The sequence below is a fragment of the Actinomadura livida genome, from assembly GCF_014648675.1.
GTDB lineage: Bacteria > Actinomycetota > Actinomycetes > Streptosporangiales > Streptosporangiaceae > Spirillospora > Spirillospora livida.
The window spans coordinates 444,069-462,486 of the sequence record NZ_BMRO01000003.1 but is presented as its reverse complement, the minus strand read 5'-3'; the positions used below and the strand labels follow the sequence as shown (position 1 = coordinate 462,486).

Below are 18,418 nucleotides of genomic sequence, written 5' to 3'. Positions count from 1 at the left end.
GCACATGGTGGCATACGGTTCCGCCATGGCGAGTGTTCTGGTGGTCGAGGATGATGCGAATGTCCGGACCGCCCTGATTCGGGAATTGAGCGTGCGGTCGCACGTCGTACGCAGCGTCGGAACCGCGATGGACGCGCTGCGGGAGGTCACCCAGTCGCCGCCCGACGTCGTCGTCCTCGACCTGGGGCTGCCCGACCTCGACGGCGCGGAGGTGCTGAAGATGCTGCGGGGGATCTCCGACGTCCCCGTCATCATCGCGACCGCGCGCGACGACGAGCCCGAGATCGTCCGGTTACTGAACGCCGGCGCGGACGACTACCTCATCAAACCGTTCTCCATCGAGCATCTCAGCGCCCGGCTCGCGGCGGTCCTGCGCAGGTCCGCGCGGTCCGGCCCGACCGCCGAGCTCACCGTCGGCGGCCTGCACATCGACCTCGACCGCCGAGAGGCCATGCTGGACGGCAAGCCCCTGGAGCTGACCCGCCGCGAGTTCGACCTCCTCGCCTACCTCGCCGCCCGTCCCGGACGCGTCGTGGCCCGCCGCGAGCTGCTCGCCGAGGTGTGGCGGCAGGCGTACGGCGACGACCAGACCATCGACGTCCACCTGTCCTGGCTCCGCCGGAAACTCGGCGAGACCGCCGCCGCGCCGCGCTACCTGCACACGGTGCGCGGGGTCGGGGTCCGGCTGGCCGAGCCCGATCCGCGGCCATGAGGAAGACGCTCGTCCTGGTGTCCCTGGCGGTCACCTCGATGGTGGCGCTGGCGTTCCTGATCCCCCTCGCGCTCACCGTCCGGGAGATCGCCCGGGACCGCGCCCTCACCACCGCCGAGCGGCAGGCCAGCGCGCTCGGCCCCGTCCTCGTCGTCACGGAGGACCCCGCCGCGCTCGAACGCGCCGTCGCCAGCACCGCCGCCGGCGCCGCCGGCCGGATGACCGTGCACATGCCCGACGGCGGGCTCGTCCCGCGCGAGGGCCACGGCGACTTCAGCGCCCGCCCCGAGCAGCTCGCCGAGGCCGGGCGGCGCGGGCGCGCCTACAACGCCCGCGTCAACGGCGGCTACGCGCTGCTGCAGCCGGTGTCGCTGGACGCCGGCCGGACCGCCGTCGTCGAGGTCTTCCTGCCCGACGAGGACCTGTCCCGCGGCGTATGGCAGGCGTGGCTCGTCATGACGACGGTCGCCGCCGCGCTCGTCGCCGGGTCCGTCGCCGTCGCCGACCGGCTGGGCGCCCGGATGATCCGCTCGACCCGCCGGCTCGCGGAGGCCGCCGGCGCGTTCGGCGAGGGCGAGCTGTCGGTGCGGATCGAGCCGGACGGGCCGCCCGAGCTGATCGAGGCGGGCCTGGCGTTCAACGCGATGGCCGACCACGTCGTCCAGCTCCTGGCCGCCGAACGGGAGATGGCCGCCGACCTCTCGCACCGGCTGCGCACGCCGCTGGCCGCGCTCCGCCTCAACGCCGAGGCCCTCGGCGACGGGCCCGTCGCCGACCAGACCCGCGAGGCCGTCGACCGCATCGAGCACGAGGTCGACCAGATCATCCGGACCGTCCGGCGGCCGACGGGCCGCGGCAGCTGCGACGCCGCCAAGGTGCTGCGCGACCGCGTCTCGTTCTGGTCCGTCCTCGCCGAGGACGAGGGGCGCTCCTGCGAGCTGATCGGCGCCGACGGCCCCGCGGAGCTGCCGCTGCCCGGCACCGAGCTCGCCGCCGCCGTCGACGCGCTGCTCGGCAACATCTTCCGGCACACGGCCGAGGGCACCGGCTTCGCCGTCACCCTCCACCAGGGCCAGGGCGTCACCGGCATCCTCGTCGCCGACGCCGGCCCCGGCATAACGGACCCGGACGCGGCGCTGAAGCGCGGCAGCAGCGGCGGCGGCTCCACCGGCCTCGGCCTGGACATCGCCCGCCGCGCCGCCGAGTCCACGGGCGGCTACCTGCGCATCCACCGCAGCGTCCTCGGCGGCGCCCAGGTGCAGATGTGGTTCCGCACCAAGTGGCTGCCGCCCGCGCGGCGCTCCCGCCGCCTCGTCCGCCGCCGGCACTCCCGCACCTAGCGGTCGCGTCCCTCCCGCAGCTTCGCGACGGCCTGCTCGACCCGCCGCCGCCGCGTCTCCGGCTTCTTCGCGCCCTCGACCGACAGCACGAACCAGCGCTGCTTGCTGTAGGACAGGCCGCCGAAGAACCGCTTGGCCTCCTCGTCGCCGGCGAGGGCCTCCGCAAGGTCGTCCGGGACGGTCACCGTACGCGGCTCGGAGTCGAATTCCACGTCGACGTCGATCTCGTCCCCCGCCCGCACGCCGGCGGCCTCGCGGTTCTCCGCGCTGAGGGGCAGCAAGAACCGGCCGCCCATGGTGGCGATGGTCGACCGGTACGTGTGCCCGTTGACGGTGACCTTCACGGCGGGCCGCCTGCCCTGGCCCAGCTCCTCCACGACCTCCGCGGGCACCTCCATCCCGGTCGCGGTCTTCTTGCCCAGCTCCAGCGTCGCCCGAAACCTCATGCCGTCCTCCTCGTTCGACCTTGTCCTCAGCAACGCGTCGAACGGCCCGCCGCAGGATCGACATAGCCGGAAATTAAATCCGCCTTAACAGTGAGGAAGGTGTCGCCGCGCCCTCCTAGCCTGGCGGACATGAAGCGTCCCCGCTCCCCGTACGAGCCCCGGCGCTCCCAGTACGTGGCCGCCGGCCTCGTGGGCGTCGTCGGCCTCGTCGTCGCCGTGCTGATCGCCGTCCTCGCCATCCGTGCGAGCGGCAACATCCCCACCGGCCCCAGCGGGTACACGGTCAAGGTCGCGTCCGCGACGCAAAGCCCCGCCCCATGACCGGCGGTCGATGAGGCGGGGCGGTGTGCGAAGGTCTCAGCAGTTGCTGTACCCGATGTACCACTTGCCGTTACCGTTGCCGGTCTTGTAGTCGGCGATCCAGTAGGAGCTGTTGCGGAGCTGCACCCACAGGTACCCGTTCCGGCGCTGGATGGTGTCCCAGTTCGTGGTGACGTGCGTGCCGCGAGCCAGCGCCCCGACCACCCGGTAGGCGGTGCCCGGCCCAGTCCGCACGTTGAGCCCGTCCCGGGGGAGGACCCTTCCGTTGCACCAGCGGGCGCGCAGGGTGTCCCGCTGCTGCAGGCGCCCCATCGCCTTGGCGGCGCCCTCCGGACCCACGAAGATGGCACCGGGCCCGTGCCCCTCCTCCTCGGCGGGCCGCGGACCGGCGGTGCCCTGCTGCTCGATCCCCGGCATCGGCGGCGGTTGCGAGGCGGCGGCGACCGCACCGCCGCTCAGCGTGGCCCCCATCATCGCGGCGGCGAGCCCGATGCCGATCTTTACCCCTACATGCATCTCTTCCTCCAGGTGTGTCCGACCTATCGCCAAGTGACTACCCTCAGTGACTCAATGGGGACACTTGGTGATGAAGATGCTTGAGTCAACATCGCCCCATCACGGCGAGTCGTGGCGGTTGCGGGCATTTGAGTGAGCCCTCCCCTGAGCGAACCTGCCGGCGACCGGAGGCGGTTGACCGAGCGAGCGGGGGCATCCGCCGTACCGCCAGAACCTGGCGAGACGACGGATGCCCGGAATGCGCTCCCTATCGGCCGTAGTGGTGCCCGTGCCCGTGGCCGTGCCCGTGGCCGTGCCCGTGCCCGTGGCCGTGACCATGGCCGTGGCCGTGACCATGCCCGTGCCCGTGGCCGTGCCCGTGCCCGTGCCCGTGGCCGTGGCCGTGGTGGCCATAGATCCGCACGCACTTGTGGAAGCGGTAGCTCCACTTCGATCCAGGCGGGCACCAGTGGGGCCGCGCCTCTTGGACCGCTTGAACCGCGGCATTCGGGGCGGCGTTCGCCGCAGGTACGGAACCGAACACGGCCAGGCCGGAGGCCATGGCCAAACCGGCGGTGACCACCGCGGCCGAGCGCAGCGAAGTCGGAATCTTCATGTTTCCTCCAGAGGTGAGGGCGCGAGGCCCGTGTTTCCTCCCGACGTGAAGACTCACTGTAATCAGTCGACTGCAAAGAGTGGCACAAGCTGCTCCAGCCGTGACCACTCGACCTCCCATGCGGGTCCGCCGGGCGGCGGATGCGCAGCCCGACAGCCCCCTGACGGCCGGGGAAGACACCCCGGGACGGCGTGTCGACGGGCCCTGAATAAGCCTTGCTCAGGGGTTCCCTAAGTGAGGCCCAGGGCTGGATTCTGTGTTGATCCAGGTGGGGGATGGGGGCCGTAGCGTCCGAAGTCTTGGGGAGCCATGTCGGGAGCCAACTCGCCTACGCGGACTTGAAGATGTCGTTCATGTGCTCGGCCCCGTCGCGGATCTCGGGCCTGAGCTGGTGGCGGTAGACGGTTTCGGTGATCTTCGTACTGGAATGGCCGACGAGGGTGCTGATCTTCTCTATGGGGACGTCGTGGTCACTCATGATGGAAACGAACGTGTGGCGCAGCTCGCGTGGGCACCACTCGGTGGGGCTGAGGTTGGCCGCTTTGAGGATCATGCGGAACCGGTGGCGGACGTGTTGTGCGGTGTAGGGGCGGCCGTCCTCGTGGCAGAAGACGAGGCCGTTGTCTTGGTACGCCTCGCCTCCTTTGAGCTTCTCGGCCGCTTGTCGGGTCTTGAGGGTGCGGAGAGCGTCCACGGCCGTGTCTGCGATGCCTAGACCGCGTCGGCTCAGCGTCGTCTTGGTCTCGCCCTTGTGTCGGTCGGCTCGGAGGACGTAGACGGTTGCCTTGTCAAGATCGACGTCGCTCCACTTGAGGGTGCGGAGTTCCTCCGTGCGGAGTCCTGAGACGATCGCTAGGACGACGTAGGCGCCGAGTCGGTGTGCTGGCTTGCTCGCCTCTGCGAGTAACGCTTTCGCCTGTTCCAGGCTGAGTGAGCGTGACTTGCGGGCGGGCTTGCCGTCCGGGGTGTCGACCAGTTCGGCGACGTTCCGGCCGATGCGATCGTGGCGCGCCGCTCTGCCGATCGAGCGCTTGAGGATGCTGTGCACGATGCCGAGAGAGGACGAGGTGAGGTGTTCGGCTCTGCCGTTGAGCCACTTCTCTACGTCGTCGGCCGTGAGTTCCTTGAGTCTCGTCCGGCCGATGAACGGGATGAGCTGGTGATCGGCGAGCGAGCGGTAGACCTCCTGTGTCTTCGGTGACTTGCCGGACTTGGCGAATGCGGTGAGGAACTCGTTCACCGCGTCGCGGACGAAGTAGTTGCGGTCCGTCTTGACGCCCTTGTCCAGCTCTTCGACGGCTTCCTTGAGCTTGTTCTTGACCTCTGTCTTGGTGCGCCCCTTCCTCTTGAGTCGCTTGCGCTTGCCGTCCGGGCCGAACCCGAGTGAGAGTGCGCCGGTATACCCGTCGCCCTCCTCGTAGATCGACCCCTCGTACGTGCCGACCAGGATCTTTGCCAACGGATCCCTCCTCGTGTCTGGCGAGGTCACCACCGACCATAACTCAAGACGTCCCAAGACGTCCCTAGGTTGGGAGGTCCGTTTGCGGACGAAGGCGTCCGGACGGACCTCCCTCGCGGGTGTCAGCGCTCGGCCTCTTCGAGGGAGGGCTCTTCAAGGGAGGTGACGAACTCGGCGAGGTGCCGGTCAGTGATGCGGCGCAGCTTGCCGATTTTGATGCTGCGGAGTTGGCCGGTGCGGATCAGGAAGTAGACCTTGTCCCGTCCGATGCTGAGGATCTCGGCCACTTGCTCGACGGTGTACGCCTGCACGGGACACCACCTCCTCTCGCCCGGTGGTCCGGGCCTGTGCGCGATGTGGGTCGCTGAGCATCTCCTCGGTTGCGTTGGGTGCTCGTCTCCGTCTCGTCTCACGGACGTCTCGGCCGCCCTTACGTGGAGGCGCACGCGCGTGAGATGAGACGGTGAGACGACTACTGGGCGTGATCGGACGCCTTGTAGCGGCCTCGTCCGACTTGGACGGCGTGGCCGGTCTTCATCGCCTCGGCGAGGCGCCGGTAGAGGGTCGGTCGGCTGAGTTGTGTGAGCATCATGAGGTGTGCGATCGGAAGCCCCTCGTCCGGCGCCCCCTTTAGGGCCTCTCTCAACGCCGTCTCGGCACGGTCGTCACGGGACGGTGTGACGGGGACGGTCGGCTCATCGACGGGTGCCATTCGCGCCTCGTTTAGGGCGCGCTGAGAGACCTCGTCCAGCGCCGGACGCATCGCGGCGTGCCGCTCTGCTGTATCTGCCACAGTGGCATCGGTGAGCAGGTAGGCGCGGCCTCGTCGGGGTGTGTCGTGTTCGGGTGCGGAGAGTAGGAACTTGCCGGGGGCGTTGAGGGTGTGGGCGTGCCATCCGGCGTTGAGCATGCCTTGCCCGAGGATGAGATCGACGTCCTTGCGTTCCCGGACGCGGAAGCTCACACGGACGTCCATCTGAGAACGAACGGCGCCCTTGCCCATGGCCTTCTGTGTGGGCCGCTGAGTGGCCGCAATGAGGGTCACGGCAACTGCTCGCCCTCGTCGCGCGATTGAGTCCGTGTCGCCGGCGGCGTCGGGCGCATCGTCGGCGAGTTCGGCGTACTCGTCCACGACGATGACCAGCGCAGGGAATTTCGGGGTCGGGTCCCACACACGCCGTCCGCTTGCCGTGAGCCATTCGGCGCGCGCCTCAAGGACGGTGACGGCGTCGCGCAGCATGGCGCGGGCTTGCTCCGGAGTGGTGGCGAGGCGATCGATACAGGAGGCCCAGGGCTGCAATTCCATCCCGCGCTTGAGGTCGCTGGCCCAGATGACCACGTCCTGGCATGCGCTGAGATTGCCCATCAGGACATTGATTCCGCCGCTCTTCCCGGAGCCCGCCACGCCTCCGATGAGGCCGTGTCGGCGCAGCAGCAGAACACGCGCGCCGGTGGCGTCCTCGAAAGGGCCCAGGTCGATCGGCTCGGTAATGGACGAGGCAGACGGTCCGGGCCATGGGATCGCGTCGGCGTGCGGGTCGGTGTCCAAGACCTGGAGTTCGAACCGGTTGGCTTTGTCGTCGCGCGTCGGAGCGACCCGCACAGCGCCCCGGAACGTCCCAAGCGCCGACTCGATCGCGGGAACCTTGCCGATGACGTCCTGGATGGTCTGGCCGCGTGCCAGGGCGAAGCGTGCGCGCCATCCCCACACGTCCACTACCGCGGATTGCGCGCGTGAACCGGCGAGGCCGACCGATTGCGCGATTTCCGGCCACGCGGCTAGCTGCCGATCGACGCGCACCCTGGCGCGCCTTCTCCGGTGCACCCACCACGGAACGGCGAGCACGAACCCACCACCGACGAGCAACAGGGGGAGCGGCCGGAACGTCGCGCCCAGTGCGGTAGCGGCAGACAGCCACCCACCACCGGCCATGGTGACGGTAGCGGCATAGAGCCGCTCGATTCGACGGACGAGGCCGACCCGTTCCCCGAACATGGCGAGCGCCCACGCAACCGCCGTTGCGAGGCACAGCAGCCACGGCCACCATTCCGGGTGCGTGAGGTGCAAGACCGCCCCCGAGACGGCGAGGACGGCGACCAGGTAGACCGGTGCCAGCTCGGAGCGGTAGCGCCACATGGCCCGCGCGACGAGCACAGCGGCCACGTCCGGGAACTGGTCGTCACGGTCGATGATCACCATGGGCTGAAGGCCGTTGCGGCGCATCTTGTGGGCGTGCCGCCGCATCTGACGCGTCCGGCTCATGAGCGCCCCCAAGCGTCCGGGGGAAGGTGCCCTTGCGCGCGAAGCTCGTCGCGCAGGTAGTAGAGCGGATCGGGTTCGGCGTCACGGTCGGCTTTGAGGGTGGCGCGTCCAGCGGCCACCAGGTTCGCGCGGTCCCGCCGCACCTTGGCCAGAACAGCCGCAAGCCGGGTGATTTCTGAGACGAGTGTGGGGACATCGGCGAGTGCGGCGTACAGGCGGAGCCACAAGTCCTCGATGGACGGCATCGCGGCGGACAGATTGGCGACGATTTCACGCGCGGCGAGGTTGCGCGTACGGACCTCCTGAACGTTGACCTTGACGTGCGGCGGCGTATCAGGCACCAGGGCATCCCTCCCTTCGGTCAGGGGACGTCAGTGCTGCGAAGCCGTTTGGACCAGGACCGACACCAGCCGGCGAATCTCCGGCGCGGCACTGGTAGCGGCGAGGAAGAACCCGAACAGCAGACACACCGCGATGTGCCAGCCACGAAGCCCCATGTACCGCCACGCGACCCACACCACCGCGCCCAGGATCACCACCAGGGGAACCGAGACGTCCACGGGATCACCTCCTCACAGCCACAGGTCCGGGTAGCGAGAGCCGCGCCCCCGCCGGAGCCATCGGGCGCGGGCGCGGCACTTGCGGCACCGCCGGTTACCGTGCTCGACACGCGCGCCGCACACGCAGGCGTGGCCGGTGATGACGCGAGGCATGCGCTGCATCCTCACCGCCCCGCCGGAACGCGGTGGGGAAGATCGTCCCCCGTCCGGGTGCTGAGCAGGCGGCGGGAGGCCGCGCCACAGCGGGACGACTCGGTACGCCCCCGCGCGGCCCGCCGCTCCTCGGCATGGATGCCGATGACGAGCATGGCGAAGATGCCGCAGGAGGACCCGGCGAGGAAGACGGCGATGATCGATGCCAGGACGAGGATCATGTGCGATCACTCCTCTCGTAAGGCCCGTATCCGGCGGGGGCGGTTTCGGGCGGTCGGTGACTTACGAGAAAGAGAATGCGCTTGACCTGGGGGACGAGATCACTACATGACTGGACGTGTTCATGACGTCCTCATAGGGTTGTTCGCGTCCCAGGACGTCCCGGATCCCGGACGGGTGCATGCCGAACGAACGCCTACGCGCCGCTCTTCTAGAGCAGGGGCTGACTATCGCCACGCTCGCCGAGTCGATCGACGTGGACCCCAAGACAGTAGAACGCTGGATCACCAAAGACCGCACCCCATACCGGCGGCACCGTTACGCAGTGGCTTCGCGTCTGGGCGTGGACGAGACGTTCCTCTGGCCGGACGCCCTTTCCAACGAGCAAGTCACCGCAGCGTCCACAAGCGAACTAGTGACGCTCTACCCGCACCGCACGTCTGTTCCGAGGGACGCATGGGGACGTCTTTTCGCGTCGGCCAAGGAAGAGATAGGCGTCCTGGTCTACTCCGGCCTCTTCCTCTCCGAAGACTCCGGAATCCAACGCACCTTCGTGGACAAGGCCACGGCTGGCGTACGCGTTCGCATCCTCCTTGGCGACCCCGACAGCCCCCAGGTAGCCGAGCGCGGATTGGACGAGGGAGTTGACGAGGCCATGGCCGCAAAGATCCGCAACGCGCTCGTCCTCTACAAGAACCTGCGCAAACAAGACGGCGTAGAGTTCCGCCTTCACCGCACGGTCCTCTACAACTCCATCTACCGCGCAGACGACCAGCTCCTCATCAACACCCACGTCTACGGCGTCACGGCCCCACACGCCCCCGTGTGGCACCTCCGCCGCATAGCCGGCGGAGACCTGGTCAACACCTACCTAGAAAGCTTCGAACGCGTCTGGGAAGGCGCAACACCCATACCGGGGGACTGATCCCATGGGCCGCAGAATCGACTACTACGACGACCCCAACGCCCCCAAGGCCAACAGCCTCGTTCCATCCGTCAACGTCGTCGTAGAGAACGACAAGGGCGAGATACTCATGATCCGCCGCACCGACAACGACAACTGGGCCCTACCAGGCGGCGCCATCGACCTAGGCGAATCCGTAACCCAAGCCGCCATCCGCGAAACCAAAGAAGAAACCGGCATAGACATAGAGGTCACCGGCCTAGTAGGAATCTACAGCGACCCAAGACACGTAATCCACTACACCAGCAACAACGAAGTACGCCAAGAGTTTTCGATCCTGCTAGCTGCAATCCCCGTGGGTGGCGGAGTGCGCGCAAGCGAAGAAAGTTCAGATACGACTTGGATGGATAGAAACCGCATTCGGAATCTGCAGATCGACCAATCCATGAGGAAGCGGGTTGCTGATTGGAATCTATTTAACGGACATGCCTACGTTAAATAGACTCTATTCATGGCTTTCTCGTTTAGAGCGAGCTCTCTCGGCCCTGTAACGAGCATCGCTTAGATCCCTATCTAGCGCCTCAGACGTCAGATCCCATCGGAAGCTCAAATCAGTGGCGCCTGCTTCGAAACGCGCCCATTCGCTATCAAGGTATTCCTTGAATATGCATGCTCGATCGAGGCGGTCGAAGATCGATGTCGCATCTTGAATTCTTCTACGGAAGCCAGCATCCACAATCGGCGTGTCAACGATCATTGCGTCAATATATACAAACCGCTGGACGAGGCTACGATACGTGTAGCTTCCGTTCGTAGTAACTCGGCAAGGTGCGCTGGCGCTTTCCCCGCTACTTGATTCAAGGAGTCGCTTTGCCAGCCCGCGCTGAAGTTGATTTCCCGTTTGCTCCTGAGAAAAGCCGAGTCCTTGCGTGAAGTCGTAAACTTCATCAATGGGAACGAAGCCGTCTCGTCCAGCGGACTCCCCTAGTCGCTGGACATGAGCGAGAATATTGGGAAGGAGAAAGTGTTCCCGTCCATCGTTCTCGCTAATGTCAAACAAATTGCATATTGCGGATGCGCTTGGTTGAAAGTGCTCATGGTCGCCGAATATTATCGCACGAAGAAATTCGTGCATCGGAACCGAATACAAGCCGCCCCTCTCGGCCACTTCAAGGACCCGTTGGGTTGATACGTAACCGCTACCTATGAATGCATATAGAAACATAAGGGCGGTCCGCAGATTCCCTCCACTAAGGTTATCAATCAGAACTTTCAAATCATCGTTGCTCTCAAAGGCCTTGATGAGCACGTCCATATATGCGGACAAGTCTGATGAATCGATAGACAGCCCATGGGGGAAAACGTCGCCTTCTCTGGCCTCTTCCACTTTGGCGCGTGCAAAAATCAGCCGCTTCAAGATAACTTGTTCGGTCCGAGCCGGTGCGATCGTGAACATGCGGGGCTGATAGGCCGCCAGCGAGCCACTACTCCGTGATTCAAAGAAGGTAGATGGCCTTAGTGATATAAAGACGGTTCCAGGCCAGGTCTCTGCTAACGATTGACCAATTAGGAAGACTCGCTCTTGGAAGTCTTTTGGCCGTTGATCGATGTTGTCTAGAATTACGAGAGGCGAACGTTTCGATGTCCCTCGTATGTGTTCAAGTGACCGTCGCAGGTGTGCTGGACCATCATTGACGCGAGCCTCCAACATAGCGAGTTCTCGGCGCCTGAATTCGGCAGGATCGTCCTCTTCGAGATAGCCAGCAGGCTCTTGCTTGAATTGATTTATATCGCGGTTATAAACTGCCCTTACGAAGTTGCGTTCCCGAATGTTGATGTTATATGTGTCACGTAGTTGATCGCTCAGGCGTTTTGCAACGAAGTCTTCCAAATTGGATGCCAGTGCAGGCTCACGCCCAAAATCCACATAAAGCACCAGCGAACCTGCGAGAATGTCTTTTGCGTCGATTCGGATCAGATGCCTAAGGAAGATCGTCTTGCCAACGCCGACATCGCCGAGAATCACAATGGGACGTCGGCTTAAGGCTTGACTCATTGCGTGCGTAGTTAATGCTGGATTCACTCCCTTTTTGGTATACGCAGATTCCACTTGGCCAGGATGCTCTCGCTTTACTGATGCATATCTGGCCCTAAGTATCTCTTTGCTTACTAGGGCATACTGGGAAAGTGCCCCACTGCTGCAGTAGCACTCCTCAAGAAACTGATCTTCTACCTCTTCCTCATCTTCGAGGTCTTGGATGAAGAGACCGCCAATGATCTTGAGATCTGTTTCTAGCTGTGTTCGGGGCCTGAAACCCGGATAGCCAGGGATTCTGTCAGACAGTTTTTCAGGGGAAAGTGCAATTGGATTCTTGCCGAGAAGGGCTCGCTGGAGATTGCGCGTAGCTATGCCTTCTTTGGAGAGGTGGCTCCACAGTATAGAGAAGTCTTCGCACATCTCTTGTATAGAAGAGAAGATAAGTGCCCTTCCCTTTAATGGTGGTACGCCATCCTGTCGTGAGGCAAAGAATGCAATGAGCTGATGGCCATTCGCGAGGACCGCAATAGGAACACCACGCTTTTGGCAGTAGCCGAGCACTTGTTGTATTGCCTTGCTCGTGTCCGTTGTAGTCAGAAGCGTTTCTATTTCGACTTGCCTTCTGCCCGCTACGCCTGGCGGTAGAGTGAAATGAATACCTTCCTTCTTGGCTTCAACTATTAAGGATTTGGCGCGTGTGCCGATTGCATAGTCAACATATTCTCCGTCGTGGTGCTCCTCCAGGACGAGATCCTCGGGATTCCACCCCAAGCAGTCCAGAATGAGCCGATCGATAAGGCGGAGACGCGTGGTCGCTTCGTTGCTATTCGTAGGACTTGGATGTGCGTCTTTCAAGATTTCCAAGTTATGCAACCCGGATGCATAAGGGTCCACGTCCGGCCTCCGTGCTGCGCTTCCCGGCGCGGACGGAACCCGCGCCGAACTCTGCTCAGTCTCGCCGCTGACAGGTGCGGCTGCAAGGACCACCTGAGAAGTTTAGATCATGTGGCACAGAGTGGCCATGGTGCGATGTGGACATGTACCCCTTTGAGGTAGAAGGGGCGTTTGTCTGGTTCATGATGTGGCTGCTCTTCCTAGGTCGCACTAAACGTGCGATGCATCTGCTGGATCCTGTGTACTGCGTCCGTGAGATGAGGCTCAGCAGTCCGGACGAACTTGGTGACTATGTGATTGGAGCCGTAACGGTCGCGAATCTCTGACAGGCGGCTGCCTACTTGTATGCAGTGGCCGTCAGGACTCGTCGTCATGTCGCAGTAGATGAGGAAATCGCTCATGGGTGGTGGAGCAGCGTGAAACTCCAGAGCGAGCACCTTGGCTAGGCCTCGTTCGCTGGCCTCGATGAGGGCGCACGAGTGGTGGGCTACGAGGCGACAAAGGTGCTCGTCAGCCTGGTGAGTTTCCCGGAGGTAGCGGGCGCCGTCTAGAGGATGGAAGCCGGTCTCTGCGAGTTCGGGGGCGTAGCCGATGTCGTGGAGCCATGCGGCGGCTTCTAGTAGGTCGGCATGGTCGCCGAGGATGGGGGCGAGGGTCCGGGCTTGGCGGGCTACGCCTTGGGTGTGTGCCCAGCGGCGGGGGAGCGAGGTCTCTAGGTGCTTGCGTACGAGGTCGCGTGCCCATGCTGCGGTGTTCTTGTTCATGGGTTCGACGCTACGGCGGCGTGGGTGGACGTCCACGGGCGTGTGTGGCTCATCTGGGGACGTCTTGGCGGACGTAGCGTCCTTTGCCGTGGACACAGGTGACCAGGCCGGCGGCTTCGAGGGCCTTGAGAGCTGTACGGGCTGTGGAGCGGGATACGCCGTAGCGTCGGGAGAGTTGGGCCTCACTCGGTAGTGGGTCGCCCGGTTGGAAGCGTCCGGTCTCGATCTGGTGGCGCAGGTTCGCGGCGATGTGCTCGGAACGAGTGCGTGGTTGGGCGGCATCATCCTGGACGCAGCGTCCTACTCCAGGGCGGACGGTGATAAGGGCCTCGTCCTGCAAGGTGGACAGGGCCCGCCGCACGGTGGTGCGGGCAACGCCGAACTCGGCGCAGAGGGCGGCCTCGCTCGGTAGGCAGGAGCCGGTGGCGTAGGTGCCATCGGTGATGCGTTGGCGTAGCGCAGCGGTAATGCGCGTGTAGGTGCCCCATGCCGTGCGGCGGGTCATGTCAACGTTGCTCGTCCCTGAGTAGGTCGAATGCTGCTGCGACCCAAGGTGTGAGCAGGATGGCCAGCTTGTCAGCGGCTAGTTCGACCTCTCGGCAGGACGTGAGCCACAGGCCGGTGCTGGACTGGTACCACCAGGCGCCGTTTCCCCATGCCACGGACACACTCTCGCCGACGGTCGGGGTGCATTTGGCGTAAATGCGCAGGAGACGGCGTGGCCCGGTGATGCGGAGTTCGGTCTTCCAACCCTTTCGACGCATCACCAGGGAGAGACGGGTGAGGTGCCAGCGTGCGCGCCATGGGCCGCTGTAGGTGGGCAGAGGGAGCGCAGGCGGTGCATATAGGGGAAGCCACACCGACCGCGCCACCTCCGCCCCACCCTGTGAGGCCGCGCTCTCCCTCGCGGCCTCCTCTGGTGACGGCTGCAGGAATCGGTACCGCGCCATCACCAGGTCTCCACACGCGCGACCCGGGCGCGCTCCGCCTCGTTGACGAGCGCCTCGCGTAGCGCGGCGGGGTCGGATCGGATCACCGTGAGGTCCACACCGGCTTGTGGGTCGTGCAAACTCGCCACCCAGTCCCCGAGACGTCCGTCCCAACGCACGGCGCGCCAGATCCGGTGACCGGTGAAGTCCCGGCGCAACTGGGCGAGCGTCTCGTCTGCCGCGCGTGCGTCGGTCTCGTACGGGTTCGAGGCGGCCTGGTTGGGCCATTCGGTGGACATGGTGACTCCTTGGCTTGCGTGCGGGTCTTGGGGCGATGTGGTGTCTTCGCCGTGTGTCTTGAGCCTTCCGTCCGGGTTGGGACCTCTCCATCGGCATCTAGGGACGTCTAGGGACGTCTTCTGTTAGCGTCGGTTGTGCGTCGTTCTCACTTGAATCCGCGGGAGGTCCGGTGAACGACTTGTTGCGGCGTGCCCTTGCCGATGCGTGTCTGACTGAAGCCGGCGTTGCGGCCCGGTTGGGCGTGGATCCCAAGACCGTTCACCGATGGGTCGCCGGACGGGTGCCCTACCCGCGCAACCGGACGAGGGTCGCGTCACTGGTCGGGCGCGACGAGGCGGACTTGTGGCCGCAACTCGCGGTGGCCAACGTCCAGGCAGAGTCATCGGGGATCGACATACTGGCGACCTATCCGCACCGGTGGGCCGTCCCTCGTCCGGTCTGGCAACAGCTCTTCAAGGGCGCGCGGGACGAGATCGGCATCCTGGCCTACGCGGGACTCTTCCTCGCCGAGGACACCGGCATCATGCGCGCCCTCGCCGAACGGGCGCGTAACGGCGTCGCCGTGCGGATCCTCCTCGGCGACCCGGACGGGACCTGCGTCGCTCAGCGCGGCAGCGACGAGGGCGTAGGCGGATCCATGGCCGCAAAGATTCGCAACGCCCTCGTCCACTACCGAGTCTTGCGGGACGTGGACGGCGTCGGTATCCGTCTACATGACACCGTCCTCTACAACTCCATCTACCGCGCCGATGACGATCTACTGATCAACCCGCACGCCTACGGAATCGCTGCGTCCCGTGCCCCCGTCCTGCACTTGCGGAGGAGAGAGGATGGCGACATGGCGAGTACCTACATCGAAAGCTTTGAGCGCGCATGGTCTGGTGCATTTCCGATGGATAGGCTGCAGCCCATGGACTAATCTTGGAAGCTTGGTATTGGGGCTTTGTATATAACTCTTGCAGGTCTTCCAAATGGCTTAGATTGAGATCATGCCCTATCCAGTGAGCTGGGCTATCTGCTTGATCTTGGAAGCGAAGTCCAGTGGACAGCGATCGAGATTATCTCGTACTGGCGTCCAATATTCGGCCGGGTTGGGCACTTGTGACAGTCGGCCTTGAAAGTTGCCCCAGTCAGGTGTCAGGCTCGTGTAGATCCGTCGGTAGGTTCGCACGCCTCTAGGGCAGTTAACCGCAGTTAGTGCGAACGGGCGGCCTGCATCATCGAGTGTCATGGTCTGAGGCTTGGCGTCATCGCCAACAAAGTAGCTAAGCCTGAGTCGGAACTTCACCGAATACCGGCTCACCGCTACCGGCACCCAGATCGTATCCCTGTCGTCTTTGTTCAATTCAAGTTCTTGATGTTGAAAGAATGGCCCTTGAACGTTGCCCTTTCCGTCCACCTCCCGGGGGATGGGCCTAGCCTCATCAAGGTTGAAGGCGATTCGAAATACATCGGCTCCACCTTGTCCGGGTAGATGCAGCAGCGTTCCGTTCAGTGGCGGTTTTTGAACTAGCTCCACCACCTCAAGTCCGATGATTCGCACCCTTCGCTGACCGCGATTTAGTAGTCTGACGGCAATATTTAAACCCGCCTCGTCGAAGTGCGATGCGCCGGCCGTGAGCCACTGTTTCCTGAGGTCCTCGACTTTTGGTCCACTGACGGCAATCTGCATCTCTTCGGGCATCGTGTACAAGCCTGGAAATACCACGGATAGGCTAATCCGGTCGGTAGTGGCGGTGACTTGTAAGGGTTGTGATGGCTCGGTAACCTTCTTGGTTATTGCGCTAAACCCGCCAGTAGCGGCAGTGACAATAACGGCTGTAGCGGCGGCTGCAAGGCTCGCCCCGCCCCATGCGAGTAATCTATTCCGCTGTGACGGTGGGTGGCTGTGGTGTCGGACGGGGCGGCGAGGTCGTCGTGGATTCACGATTTCCCATCCTCTCTGAGGTGGCCGTAGTCGATATATATTAACTAGAAGTGTGGGATTAGCTTCTGTGGAATGTCAGGAACTCGGCCAGGAGTGGACACAGGGGAGCGCTCACTCATGCTTGTTCCCAAACTAGCTTGACTCCAGAGCGTCATTATGACCCCTCGCCCGGAGGGTTGCTTGCGGCACGCAGAAGCCCCAGCCGCGCCCAGAGTGGGGCGTGACTGAGGCTTCGTCTTCACGCTGGGGCGGATTGCTCCGCGTTGGTGATGATCTGCTTGACCTTGCGCCGGTCGATGCTGTGCTTCTCGGCGAGGTAGCGCTGAGACAGCGGACGTCCCGGGCCGTTGAGGCTTGCTCGGTACTCGTCCAGCACGGCTTGTTCCGGTGTCTGCTCCACTTCGGTGCGCGGTGGTGCGGGTTGGGCCGCTTCGGTGGACGCTTCGTCCTGGACGAGGTCAGAGCGTGACGTGTTGCGAGTGAGCGTCATCAGTAGCTCGAAAGCGCCGACGAGGGCGAGTGCGGGCCATGCACTGACGAGGGCGCCGATGACGCCGTGGGAGGCGCCGTGCGCCACGTTGGCGCCTACCGTCGCCACGATGCCCACGGCGAGGCTCCACTTGGCCAAGGGTGGTGCGGGTTGCTGCCGGCGGCTTGCGTCCAGGATCACCATGGATGCGGCCCAGATGAGGCCGTCCACCGTGAAGGGGACGAGGCGCGCCGTTGGGCCGGTCTCGCCGTGGGCGTGGACTAGTTCGTAGGCGTGGCGGTATGAGATGACGGCTGCTACGGCGGCTACCGCCACCACGGCGAGCGCGGTCGTGATCCGGATGAGGCGGTCAGTCACGGGCCAGCTCCTTGCGCCACTCGTTCACGCATGGGTCGTCCTCGCCGTGGGTGATGACGCGTTCGGCGAGTGAGAGGGCCGTGATCGCGGAGTTCCGGTCGAGTGGGCGCGGCCATGTCGTGACGTGCCAGGCGTTCCCTACGCGTGTGCCGGTGGCGATGACCTCGCCGTTTACGGTCGCGGTCATTGCTGTTTCGGTGATTTCGAGGGCCATGGAGACCCCTCCTCCCTGCTGAGAGGGAGGAGCCAGGGGAGCCAGAGCCGGGAGCCAACTCAGGTCGGGTTAATCCGACTCTGATCGACTGTGCCGGACGGTTCCCCTGGTCCCCTTCCCTTGTGTTCGCAGGTGAGTGGCTCTCTTCACGACGTCCCCGGACGGCTTCGGACGGGCCCTGAATAAGCCTTGCTCAGGGGTTCCCTAAGTGAGGCTTAAGGGCGTTCTGCCGGGGGGTGGGGGGCCATAGCGTTGCGGGTGTCAGATCTAAGACACGGCGGAGGTGCACAGGCGGAGAGCAGAGCGAACGTCGGCTGAGGTTCCGACTGAGGTTCCTGATTGAGACAGGTTTCTGGCCCGCACGGCCCCGTAACCCCGCTCTGGGGCCGTGCGGGCCAGAAGCCTTTTTCAGGTCCGGGGGAGGGCGCCCAGGAGGAGCAGGCGGAAGGCGTCGGCCGTGCCGGTGGCGGCGGTGTCGCCGGTGGCGAGGCGGCGGACGGCGAGGCCGTAGAGCATCGCGACGATCGTGGGGGCGTGGCGTTCGGCGTCCGGGATGCCGAGGGCGGCGAGGACGGCGGCGGCCAGGCGGTCGTAGGCCTCGACGGAGCGGGCCGAGGTCTCGCGGAGGGCCGGGTCGCGGGCGGCGTGCAGGTGGAGTTCGAGGTTGGCTATCTGCTCGGGGCCGTACGCGAAGTCGACCACGGCCTTCTCGACCGCGTCGGCCGCGTCGAAGGGGGCCATCCCCGAGTCGGCGAGGGCGGTGACGTAGGCGGTGATGCGGGAGATCTCCTCGTCCACGAACCTCTGCAGGGCCTCGCGGAGCAGGTCCTCCTGGCTCGGGAAGTGGTAGGTCAGCGAGCCGAGGGACACGCCGGCCGCGCGTGCGACGGCCCGGTTGGTCACGGCGCCGATGCCCTGCTCGCCGATGAGGCGGAGGGTGGCCTGGAGGATCTGGTCGCGGGCGCTCATCGCTGCACAGTCTTCCCTAAGATCGACTCTTTCTGTATCGTTCGTTCG

The 18,418-nt window shown here is 64.6% G+C and carries 23 protein-coding genes; 6 read left to right on the top strand and 17 right to left on the bottom strand.

The genetic code is table 11. From position 1 onward, the window contains the following. Positions 1-25 precede the first annotated feature (25 nt). Complete coding sequence (locus tag IEZ03_RS08820; protein ID WP_184886953.1) at positions 26-712, top strand: response regulator transcription factor; 687 nt, start codon at positions 26-28, stop codon at positions 710-712. After that, on the top strand, positions 709-2,052 hold the full coding sequence (locus tag IEZ03_RS08815; RefSeq protein WP_132046731.1) for a sensor histidine kinase: 1,344 nt from the start codon (positions 709-711) through the stop codon (positions 2,050-2,052). The genes IEZ03_RS08820 and IEZ03_RS08815 overlap by 4 nt, the downstream gene beginning before the upstream one ends. Here the strand turns inward: IEZ03_RS08815 and IEZ03_RS08810 are convergent. After that, a complete protein-coding gene (locus IEZ03_RS08810; protein ID WP_184886951.1) occupies positions 2,049-2,498 on the bottom strand; it encodes a YdeI/OmpD-associated family protein in 450 nt (149 codons plus the stop codon). The two genes, IEZ03_RS08815 and IEZ03_RS08810, sit on opposite strands and share 4 nt — an antisense overlap. 129 nt (positions 2,499-2,627) lie before the next feature. On the opposite strand from IEZ03_RS08810, the gene IEZ03_RS08805 reads away from it, so the two are divergent. After that, positions 2,628-2,819 (top strand): hypothetical protein, encoded by a 192-nt coding sequence (locus tag IEZ03_RS08805; protein ID WP_184886949.1) that lies wholly within the window; start codon positions 2,628-2,630, stop codon positions 2,817-2,819. A 36-nt stretch (positions 2,820-2,855) separates the two neighbouring features. On the opposite strand, the gene IEZ03_RS08800 is transcribed toward IEZ03_RS08805, so the two are convergent. The 8 genes from IEZ03_RS08800 to IEZ03_RS08765 form a co-directional block, all read right to left on the bottom strand. Beyond that, positions 2,856-3,335: a hypothetical protein gene (locus IEZ03_RS08800; RefSeq protein WP_184886947.1), complete on the bottom strand. Its 480-nt coding sequence runs from the start codon at positions 3,333-3,335 to the stop codon at positions 2,856-2,858. Between the two features lie 247 nt (positions 3,336-3,582). After that, entirely contained in the window at positions 3,583-3,930 is a 348-nt protein-coding gene (locus IEZ03_RS08795; protein WP_184886945.1) for a hypothetical protein, read from the bottom strand. A 328-nt stretch (positions 3,931-4,258) separates the two neighbouring features. Continuing rightward, positions 4,259-5,389 carry a tyrosine-type recombinase/integrase gene (locus tag IEZ03_RS08790; RefSeq protein ID WP_184886943.1) on the bottom strand — a complete coding sequence of 377 codons (1,131 nt, stop codon included), beginning with the start codon at positions 5,387-5,389 and terminating at the stop codon, positions 4,259-4,261. A gap of 122 nt (positions 5,390-5,511) precedes the next feature. Then, positions 5,512-5,700: a helix-turn-helix domain-containing protein gene (locus tag IEZ03_RS08785; RefSeq protein ID WP_184886941.1), complete on the bottom strand. Its 189-nt coding sequence runs from the start codon at positions 5,698-5,700 to the stop codon at positions 5,512-5,514. A gap of 161 nt (positions 5,701-5,861) precedes the next feature. Next, on the bottom strand, positions 5,862-7,589 hold the full coding sequence (locus tag IEZ03_RS08780) for an FtsK/SpoIIIE domain-containing protein (protein WP_229808150.1): 1,728 nt from the start codon (positions 7,587-7,589) through the stop codon (positions 5,862-5,864). 59 nt (positions 7,590-7,648) lie between these two features. Next, complete coding sequence (locus IEZ03_RS08775; protein WP_184886937.1) at positions 7,649-7,993, bottom strand: hypothetical protein; 345 nt, start codon at positions 7,991-7,993, stop codon at positions 7,649-7,651. 30 nt (positions 7,994-8,023) lie between these two features. Continuing rightward, positions 8,024-8,212: a hypothetical protein gene (locus IEZ03_RS08770; protein ID WP_184886935.1), complete on the bottom strand. Its 189-nt coding sequence runs from the start codon at positions 8,210-8,212 to the stop codon at positions 8,024-8,026. A 164-nt stretch (positions 8,213-8,376) separates the two neighbouring features. Then, complete coding sequence (locus tag IEZ03_RS08765; protein ID WP_184886933.1) at positions 8,377-8,586, bottom strand: hypothetical protein; 210 nt, start codon at positions 8,584-8,586, stop codon at positions 8,377-8,379. A 179-nt stretch (positions 8,587-8,765) separates the two neighbouring features. On the opposite strand from IEZ03_RS08765, the gene IEZ03_RS08760 reads away from it, so the two are divergent. Together IEZ03_RS08760 and IEZ03_RS08755 are read left to right on the top strand one after the other, a co-directional pair. After that, positions 8,766-9,509 (top strand): XRE family transcriptional regulator, encoded by a 744-nt coding sequence (locus IEZ03_RS08760; RefSeq protein ID WP_184886931.1) that lies wholly within the window; start codon positions 8,766-8,768, stop codon positions 9,507-9,509. A gap of 4 nt (positions 9,510-9,513) precedes the next feature. Then, on the top strand, positions 9,514-9,990 hold the full coding sequence (locus IEZ03_RS08755; protein ID WP_184886929.1) for an NUDIX hydrolase: 477 nt from the start codon (positions 9,514-9,516) through the stop codon (positions 9,988-9,990). A gap of 3 nt (positions 9,991-9,993) precedes the next feature. Here the strand turns inward: IEZ03_RS08755 and IEZ03_RS08750 are convergent, their stop codons facing one another. The 4 genes from IEZ03_RS08750 to IEZ03_RS08735 form a co-directional block, all read right to left on the bottom strand. After that, positions 9,994-12,420, bottom strand: a complete 2,427-nt coding sequence (locus IEZ03_RS08750) for a hypothetical protein (protein ID WP_184886927.1) — start codon at positions 12,418-12,420, stop codon at positions 9,994-9,996. Positions 12,421-12,620: 200 nt separating this feature from the next. Further along, a complete protein-coding gene (locus IEZ03_RS08745; RefSeq protein ID WP_184886926.1) occupies positions 12,621-13,184 on the bottom strand; it encodes an HD domain-containing protein in 564 nt (187 codons plus the stop codon). 49 nt (positions 13,185-13,233) lie between these two features. Continuing rightward, positions 13,234-13,689, bottom strand: a complete 456-nt coding sequence (locus tag IEZ03_RS08740; RefSeq protein ID WP_184886924.1) for a GntR family transcriptional regulator — start codon at positions 13,687-13,689, stop codon at positions 13,234-13,236. A gap of 444 nt (positions 13,690-14,133) precedes the next feature. Continuing rightward, positions 14,134-14,412, bottom strand: coding sequence for a hypothetical protein (locus IEZ03_RS08735; protein ID WP_184886922.1), 279 nt, complete (start codon positions 14,410-14,412; stop codon positions 14,134-14,136). Positions 14,413-14,582: 170 nt separating this feature from the next. On the opposite strand from IEZ03_RS08735, the gene IEZ03_RS08730 reads away from it, so the two are divergent. Continuing rightward, positions 14,583-15,332 (top strand): DUF5919 domain-containing protein, encoded by a 750-nt coding sequence (locus IEZ03_RS08730; protein WP_184886920.1) that lies wholly within the window; start codon positions 14,583-14,585, stop codon positions 15,330-15,332. Between the two features lie 75 nt (positions 15,333-15,407). Here the strand turns inward: IEZ03_RS08730 and IEZ03_RS08725 are convergent, their stop codons facing one another. The 4 genes from IEZ03_RS08725 to IEZ03_RS08710 all read right to left on the bottom strand — a co-directional run bounded on the left by IEZ03_RS08725 (position 15,408) and on the right by IEZ03_RS08710 (position 18,370). Further along, a complete protein-coding gene (locus IEZ03_RS08725) occupies positions 15,408-16,097 on the bottom strand; it encodes a hypothetical protein (protein WP_184886918.1) in 690 nt (229 codons plus the stop codon). Between the two features lie 481 nt (positions 16,098-16,578). Continuing rightward, entirely contained in the window at positions 16,579-17,187 is a 609-nt protein-coding gene (locus tag IEZ03_RS08720) for a DUF2637 domain-containing protein (RefSeq protein ID WP_184886915.1), read from the bottom strand. Next, positions 17,180-17,374 carry a hypothetical protein gene (locus IEZ03_RS08715; RefSeq protein ID WP_184886913.1) on the bottom strand — a complete coding sequence of 65 codons (195 nt, stop codon included), beginning with the start codon at positions 17,372-17,374 and terminating at the stop codon, positions 17,180-17,182. The genes IEZ03_RS08720 and IEZ03_RS08715 overlap by 8 nt, the downstream gene beginning before the upstream one ends. A gap of 435 nt (positions 17,375-17,809) precedes the next feature. Then, entirely contained in the window at positions 17,810-18,370 is a 561-nt protein-coding gene (locus tag IEZ03_RS08710; RefSeq protein ID WP_184886911.1) for a TetR/AcrR family transcriptional regulator, read from the bottom strand. Positions 18,371-18,418 lie beyond the last annotated feature (48 nt).

Coding starts and splice junctions, on each gene's coding strand:
- IEZ03_RS08795 (WP_184886945.1), bottom strand. CDS start 3,930: ATGAAGATTCCGACTTCGCTGCGCTCGGCCGCGGTGGTCACCGCCGGT.
- IEZ03_RS08805 (WP_184886949.1), top strand. CDS start 2,628: ATGAAGCGTCCCCGCTCCCCGTACGAGCCCCGGCGCTCCCAGTACGTG.
- IEZ03_RS08715 (WP_184886913.1), bottom strand. CDS start 17,374: ATGACCGCGACCGTAAACGGCGAGGTCATCGCCACCGGCACACGCGTA.
- IEZ03_RS08755 (WP_184886929.1), top strand. CDS start 9,514: ATGGGCCGCAGAATCGACTACTACGACGACCCCAACGCCCCCAAGGCC.
- IEZ03_RS08780 (WP_229808150.1), bottom strand. CDS start 7,589: ATGGTGATCATCGACCGTGACGACCAGTTCCCGGACGTGGCCGCTGTG.
- IEZ03_RS08725 (WP_184886918.1), bottom strand. CDS start 16,097: ATGCCCGAAGAGATGCAGATTGCCGTCAGTGGACCAAAAGTCGAGGAC.
- IEZ03_RS08820 (WP_184886953.1), top strand. CDS start 26: ATGGCGAGTGTTCTGGTGGTCGAGGATGATGCGAATGTCCGGACCGCC.
- IEZ03_RS08810 (WP_184886951.1), bottom strand. CDS start 2,498: ATGAGGTTTCGGGCGACGCTGGAGCTGGGCAAGAAGACCGCGACCGGG.
- IEZ03_RS08765 (WP_184886933.1), bottom strand. CDS start 8,586: ATGATCCTCGTCCTGGCATCGATCATCGCCGTCTTCCTCGCCGGGTCC.
- IEZ03_RS08800 (WP_184886947.1), bottom strand. CDS start 3,335: ATGCATGTAGGGGTAAAGATCGGCATCGGGCTCGCCGCCGCGATGATG.
- IEZ03_RS08815 (WP_132046731.1), top strand. CDS start 709: ATGAGGAAGACGCTCGTCCTGGTGTCCCTGGCGGTCACCTCGATGGTG.
- IEZ03_RS08745 (WP_184886926.1), bottom strand. CDS start 13,184: ATGAACAAGAACACCGCAGCATGGGCACGCGACCTCGTACGCAAGCAC.
- IEZ03_RS08760 (WP_184886931.1), top strand. CDS start 8,766: ATGCCGAACGAACGCCTACGCGCCGCTCTTCTAGAGCAGGGGCTGACT.
- IEZ03_RS08710 (WP_184886911.1), bottom strand. CDS start 18,370: ATGAGCGCCCGCGACCAGATCCTCCAGGCCACCCTCCGCCTCATCGGC.
- IEZ03_RS08740 (WP_184886924.1), bottom strand. CDS start 13,689: ATGACCCGCCGCACGGCATGGGGCACCTACACGCGCATTACCGCTGCG.
- IEZ03_RS08735 (WP_184886922.1), bottom strand. CDS start 14,412: ATGTCCACCGAATGGCCCAACCAGGCCGCCTCGAACCCGTACGAGACC.